Annotated in this window: 4 protein-coding genes; all 4 read left to right on the top strand. The window is 70.4% G+C overall.

Going from position 1 to position 5,803, the window contains the following annotated elements:
• A partial coding sequence (gene tssK / locus FFS27_RS27320; RefSeq protein ID WP_137952337.1) for a type VI secretion system baseplate subunit TssK occupies nucleotides 1-720 on the top strand: 720 nt, incomplete at its 5' end.
• Nucleotides 721-726: 6 nt separating this feature from the next.
• On the top strand, nucleotides 727-2,076 hold the full coding sequence (locus FFS27_RS27315; RefSeq protein ID WP_014603461.1) for a DotU family type VI secretion system protein: 1,350 nt from the start codon (nucleotides 727-729) through the stop codon (nucleotides 2,074-2,076).
• Nucleotides 2,073-5,606, top strand: a complete 3,534-nt coding sequence (gene tssM / locus FFS27_RS27310; RefSeq protein ID WP_003111851.1) for a type VI secretion system membrane subunit TssM — start codon at nucleotides 2,073-2,075, stop codon at nucleotides 5,604-5,606. Before FFS27_RS27315 ends, tssM begins: the two co-directional genes overlap by 4 nt.
• A partial coding sequence (gene tagF, locus FFS27_RS27305; RefSeq protein WP_137952336.1) for a type VI secretion system-associated protein TagF occupies nucleotides 5,603-5,803 on the top strand: 201 nt, incomplete at its 3' end. The genes tssM and tagF, both read left to right, overlap by 4 nt.

Genomic DNA, 5,803 nt, shown 5'->3' with positions numbered 1-5,803 from the left:
CTGCTGGGCCTGCTCCACCAGCGCGGCGAAGCCCTCGCCGGGCGGGTGGTGGCCTCCAGCGCCGGGGGCGCCTCGGAAATCGCCGACTTCCTGCTGCTGCAACTGGTCAACCGCGCCGAGGCCCTCACCGGTCACCTGTCCCGCGTGCGCCCGCTGCACCCGCAGGAGCTGTACCGCGAACTGGTGGCCCTGGCCGGCGAGTTCTGCACCTTCACCGCCAGCCAGCGGCGTCCCGAGGAGTACCCGGTGTACAACCACGACGACCTGGCCGCCAGCTTCGCCCCGGTGATGCTCGCCCTGCGCCAGGCGCTGGCGACGGTGATCGACGCCAAGGCGATCGCCATCCCGATCGTCGAGAAGGCCTACGGCGTGCACGTCGCGATGCTCAGCGACCGCAGCCTGATCGACAACGCCAGCTTCGTCCTGGTGGTGCGCGCCGACGTCCCCGGCGAGAGCCTGCGCGGGCACTTCCCGCAGCAGGCCAAGGTCGGCTCGGTGGAGCACATCCGCGACCTGGTCAACCTGCAACTGCCGGGTATCGGCCTGCTGCCGATGCCGGTGGCGCCGCGGCAGATCCCCTACCACGCCGGCTCCACCTATTTCGAACTGGACCGCGGCAGCGCGCATTGGAAGCAGCTGACGCACTCCGGCGGCTTCGCCTTCCACATCGCCGGCCAGTTCCCCGGGCTGAACCTGGCCTTCTGGGCCATTCGAGGATAAGCAACGATGCCTCCCATCGACGATCCCTTCGGCACCCCGGCCGGCGGCGGCAACGGAAGCCCGCCCGACGACCGCACCATGATCATGCCGCGTCCCGGCGGCCGCGCCCCGGAACCGGCCGCCGGCCCCCGCGGCGGCGATCCCTACACGCCGCCGCCGATGGCCAGCCTGGCGCCGCTGAGCGGCCGCGGCGACGGCCTCAACCCGCTGGAGCAGGCCGCCGGCCCACTGCTGGCGATGCTCACCCGCCTGCGCAACACCATCGCCCATCCGGCGCCGGCCAGCCTGCGCGCGCAACTGCTCGGCTACCTGCGCCAGTTCGAGGAGAAGGCACGCCAGGCCGGCGTGGCGCCGGACGAAGTGATGCTGGCGCGCTACGTGCTCTGCACCGCCCTCGACGAAGCGGTGCTCAGCACGCCGTGGGGCAGCACCAGCGACTGGGGCAAGCAGAGCCTGCTGATCACCCTGCACAACGAGGCCTGGGGCGGCGAGAAGGTCTTCCAGTTGCTCGAACACTGCCTGCAGAACCCGCACCAGCGCCTGCACCTGCTGGAGCTGCTGTACCTGTGCACCAGCCTCGGCTTCGAAGGCCGCTACCGGGTCATGCACGACGGCCGCAGCCAACTGGAGGCGCTGCGCGAGCGCACCGCGGCGGTGATCCGCAGCACCCGCGGCGAGTACGAGCACGAACTGTCGCCGCACTGGCGCGGCCTCAGCGTGATGCGCGACCGCCTTTCGCAATACCTGCCGCCGTGGGTCGGTATCGCCATCGGCCTGGCCTTGCTGCTGGCCTTGCTATTCGGCCTGCGGATGAAGCTGGCCGCCGACGCCGAGCCGGTGTTCAAGCGCATCCACGCCATCGGCGAGATCCCGGTGCAGGCCATCGACCGCCCGGCGGTGCAGCCGCGGGTGATCGAACGGCCACGCCTGGCGCGCTTCCTCGCCGACGACATCAAGGCCCAGCGAGTGGCGGTGGAGGACGCCGTCGACCGCTCGGTGGTGACCATCCGCGGCGACGAGCTGTTCGCCAGCGCCAGCGCCAGCGTGCGCGACGAGTTCCAGCCGCTGCTGCTGCGCATCGCCGACGCCCTGCGCAAGGTCAAGGGCCAGGTGCTGGTCACCGGCCATAGCGACAACCGGCCGATCGCCACGCTGCGCTACCCGTCCAACTGGAAACTGTCCCAGGCCCGCGCCCAGGAGGTCGCCGACCTGCTCGGCGCGACCACCGGCGACGCCGGCCGCTTCACCGCCGAAGGGCGCAGCGACACCGAGCCGGTGGCGACCAACGCCAGCGCCGAAGGCCGCGCACGCAACCGCCGGGTGGAAATCACCGTATTCGCGGAGGGCGCGCAATGAAAGGCTTCCTCAACTTCTTCGCGCGCTGGGTGGTGCCGGTGCTCGGCCTGCTCGCCCTGAGCCTGATCATCTGGTTCCTCGGCCCGCTGCTGCGCCTGGGCAACTACGAACCGCTGGCCTCGGCGACCAGCCGCTGGGTGCTGATCGTCCTGCTGTTCCTGGTCTGGATCGGCTTCCGCGTGCTGCGCATCGTGCAGGCCCGGCGCAACGCGGCGAAGGTCATGCAGAGTCTCGCCGAGGTCAGCGCGCCGGACGCCGCCAGCGTCGCCACCGCCGAAGAGCTGGCGACCCTCAAGCAACGCATGGACGAGGCCCTGGCCCTGCTCAAGCGGGCCAAGCTGGGCGGCAGCGAGCGGCGCAACCTGTACGAGTTGCCCTGGTACGTGATCATCGGCCCGCCCGGTTCGGGCAAGACCACCGCGCTGATGAACTCCGGCCTGGACTTCCCGCTCGCCGCACAGATGGGCGCCGGGGCGATCCGCGGGGTCGGCGGCACGCGCAACTGCGACTGGTGGTTCACCGACGAAGCGGTGCTGCTGGACACCGCCGGCCGCTATACCACCCAGGACAGCCACGCCCAGGTGGACAAGGCCGCCTGGCTGGGCTTCCTCGACCTGCTCAAGACCCAGCGCAAGCGCCGCCCCATCGATGGCGCGTTCATCGCCATCAGCCTTTCCGACCTGCTGCTGGGCAGCGACGCCGAGCGCGCCGCCCATGCCCAGGCGATCCGCGCGCGCATCCAGGAGCTGTACCAGCAGCTCGGGGTGCGCTTCCCGATCTACGTGATGCTGACCAAGTTCGACCTGGTGCCGGGCTTCATGGAGTTCTTCGACAGCCTGAACCGCGAGGAACGCGCGCAGGTCTGGGGGATGACCTTCGCCCTCGACGACGGCAAGAGCGCGGAAGGCCCGCTGGCGGTGTTCGACAGCGAATTCGCCCTGCTCGAACAGCGTCTCACCGCGCGCCTGGTGGAACGCCTGCAGCAGGAGCGCGACCCGGCGCGGCGCGACCTGGTCTACGGCTTCCCGCAGCAATTCGCCGCCCTGCGCGAATGCCTCGGCGAGTTCCTCAACGGCGTGTTCAAGCCCAACCCCTACGAGGAACGCCCGCTGTTGCGCGGCCTGTACTTCACCAGCGGAACCCAGGAAGGCAGTCCGATCGACCGCCTGATCGGCAGCATGGCGCAGTCGATGAACCTCGACCGCCAGCACCTGGCGCGGCAGACCGGAACCGGGCGCAGCTACTTCATCGAGCGGCTGTTCCGCGAAGTGGCGTTCGGCGAACGCGGCCTGGTCGGCACCAACCCGAAGGTCGAGCGCCGCCGCAAATGGCTGACCATCGGCGCGCTGAGCGCCACCGCGCTGGTGGTGCTGGCGGTGACGGCGGTATGGATCGCCAGCTACCGCGCCAACCAGAGCTACATCGCCGCGGTCGACCAGCGCGTCGACCCGCTGGCGCGCGGCATCGAGTCGCTGAGCCCGGCCCAGCGCGACGTCCTGGCCGTACTGCCACAGCTCAACGCGGTGCAGAATCTCGCCGGCGACGCGCCAAGCTGGGCCGAAGGCTACGGGCTGTACCAGGGCGACATGCTCGGCGAGGAGTCCGCCAGCGTCTACCGCAAGCTGCTGATCGCGGTGTTCGCCCCGCGCCTGGTGACCCGCATCGAGGAACAGTTGCGCTCCGGCGGCAGCAGCGATTTCCTCTACGAGGGCCTGAAGGCCTACCTGATGCTCGGCAGCCCGGACCACTACGACGCCGACTTCATCAAGGCCTGGATCAGCCTCGACTGGGAACGCAACCTGCCGCGCGACCTCTCGCCGGAACAGCGCCAGGCGCTGCACGCGCACCTCGACGCGTTGCTCGAACGGCGGCCGCCGTCGGCGCGCCTGGACCAGGACCTGGTCGAGGACCTGCGCCGCCAGTTGCAGCAACTGCCGGTGGCGCAGCGGGTCTACGACCGGGTCAAGCGGCAGAGGCTGCCCAAGGACGTGCCCGACTTCCGCATCAGCGACGCCGCCGGCCGCGACGCGCCGCTGGTGTTCGCGCGCAAGAGCGGCAAGCCGCTCACCGACCCACTCAGCGGCTTCTTCACCTACCGCGGCTATCGCGAGGTATTCCTCACCGCCAGTCTCAGCCAGGCCGGCACCATCGCCGAGGAACAGTGGGTGCTCGGGCGCGACCTGAACGATGCCGGCGACGCCGCCAACCTGGCCCTCGACGTGCGTCGCCTGTACTTCCAGGACTACCTGCGGCAGTGGGACGACCTGCTCGCCGACCTTACCGTAGTGCCGATCACCAATGTCACCCAGGCCGCCGACGTGCTGCGCATTCTCTCCGGACCGACCTCGCCGTTCCGCAAGCTGCTCGAGGCGGTGGCCCGCGAGACCGACCTGCAGAAGGGCGACCGGCTGGTCGCCGCGCAAGTGAAGAAGGCCGCCGACGGCACCGTGGACAAGCTCAAGCAGCGCCTCGGCTCGCTGGTCGGCCAGGAGGAGGAGGAAGGCGCCCGCGAACAGCCGCAGCAGGCCGACAGCGACCCGATCAGCGCCCACTTCGCCGAACTCAACAGCCTGGTCAGCAAGGGCGAGGGCGGCAACGAACCGGCGCCGATCGACAGCCTGCTGGAGGACATGAACGCGCTCTACGTACAGGTCAGCGCCATGGCCGGAGCCAGCGGCGACTCGCTGCTCGGCGACGCCAAGAACCAGGTGGCTGCCGCCGCCTCGCGCGTGGCCCTCAGCGCCGAGCGCCAGCCGCCGGTGGTCCAGGGCCTGGTGAAGAACGTGGTCAACTCCACCACCAGCAGCATGATGGGCAGCGTGCGCAACCAGCTCAACGCGGCCTGGATCAGCGACGTGGTCAGCGTCTACCGGCAGTCCCTGGCCGGGCGCTACCCGATCGCCGCCGGCAGCTCGCGCGACGCCACCCTGGAAGACTTCGGCCACTTCTTCGGTGCCGGTGGGGTGATGGACAGCTACTTCCGCCAGTACCTGCAACCCTACGTCGACACCTCCGCCAGCACCTGGCGCTGGCAGCCCGGCGCGGCGCAGAAGCTCGGCATCAACCCCGGCGTGCTGCACACCTTCCAGCGCGCGGCGGCGATCCGCGACGCCTTCTTCCGCTCCGGCGGCATGCAGCCGGCGGTGCGCTTCGAACTCAAGCCGGTGACCATGGACGCGGCGATCAGCCAGTTCATCCTCGACCTCGACGGCCAGCAGCTGACCTACGACCACGGCCCCGCCCGCCCGGTGGCGATGCAGTGGCCGAGCGCCAACGGCCTCGGCGTGGTCCGCCTGACGGTGACGCCGCCGCCCAGCAGCGGCCGTTCCGGCCTGACCCTGGAGGGCCCCTGGGCCTGGTTCCGCCTGCTCGACCAGTCGGACCTGGAACGCGGCAACTCGCCGGACCGCTTCACCCTGCGGCTGCGCATCGACGGCTCCAGCATCGCCTGCGAGCTGCGCGCCAGCAGCGCCTTCAACCCCTTCAAGAGCCGGGTCGTGTCCGGCTTCAGCCTCCCGGAGCGCCTTTGAACAGCGTCGGTTTCTACGGCAAGCTGGCCGGCCGCGGCGATTTCGTCAGCCGCGGCCTGCCGAACACCTTCGTCGAACCCTGGGACGCCTGGCTGGCCAGCGGCATGCGCGCCAGCCAGGACGAACTCGGCGCGGCCTGGCTCGACGCCTCCCTGACCAGCCCGCTGTGGCGCTTCGCCATCGCCCCCGGCCTGCTC

Source organism: Pseudomonas sp. 2VD, from assembly GCF_005503585.1.
GTDB lineage: Bacteria > Pseudomonadota > Gammaproteobacteria > Pseudomonadales > Pseudomonadaceae > Pseudomonas > Pseudomonas aeruginosa.
This window is presented reverse-complemented; position numbering and strand designations above follow the sequence as displayed.

Coding starts and splice junctions, on each gene's coding strand:
- FFS27_RS27315 (WP_014603461.1), top strand. CDS start 727: ATGCCTCCCATCGACGATCCCTTCGGCACCCCGGCCGGCGGCGGCAAC.
- tssM (WP_003111851.1), top strand. CDS start 2,073: ATGAAAGGCTTCCTCAACTTCTTCGCGCGCTGGGTGGTGCCGGTGCTC.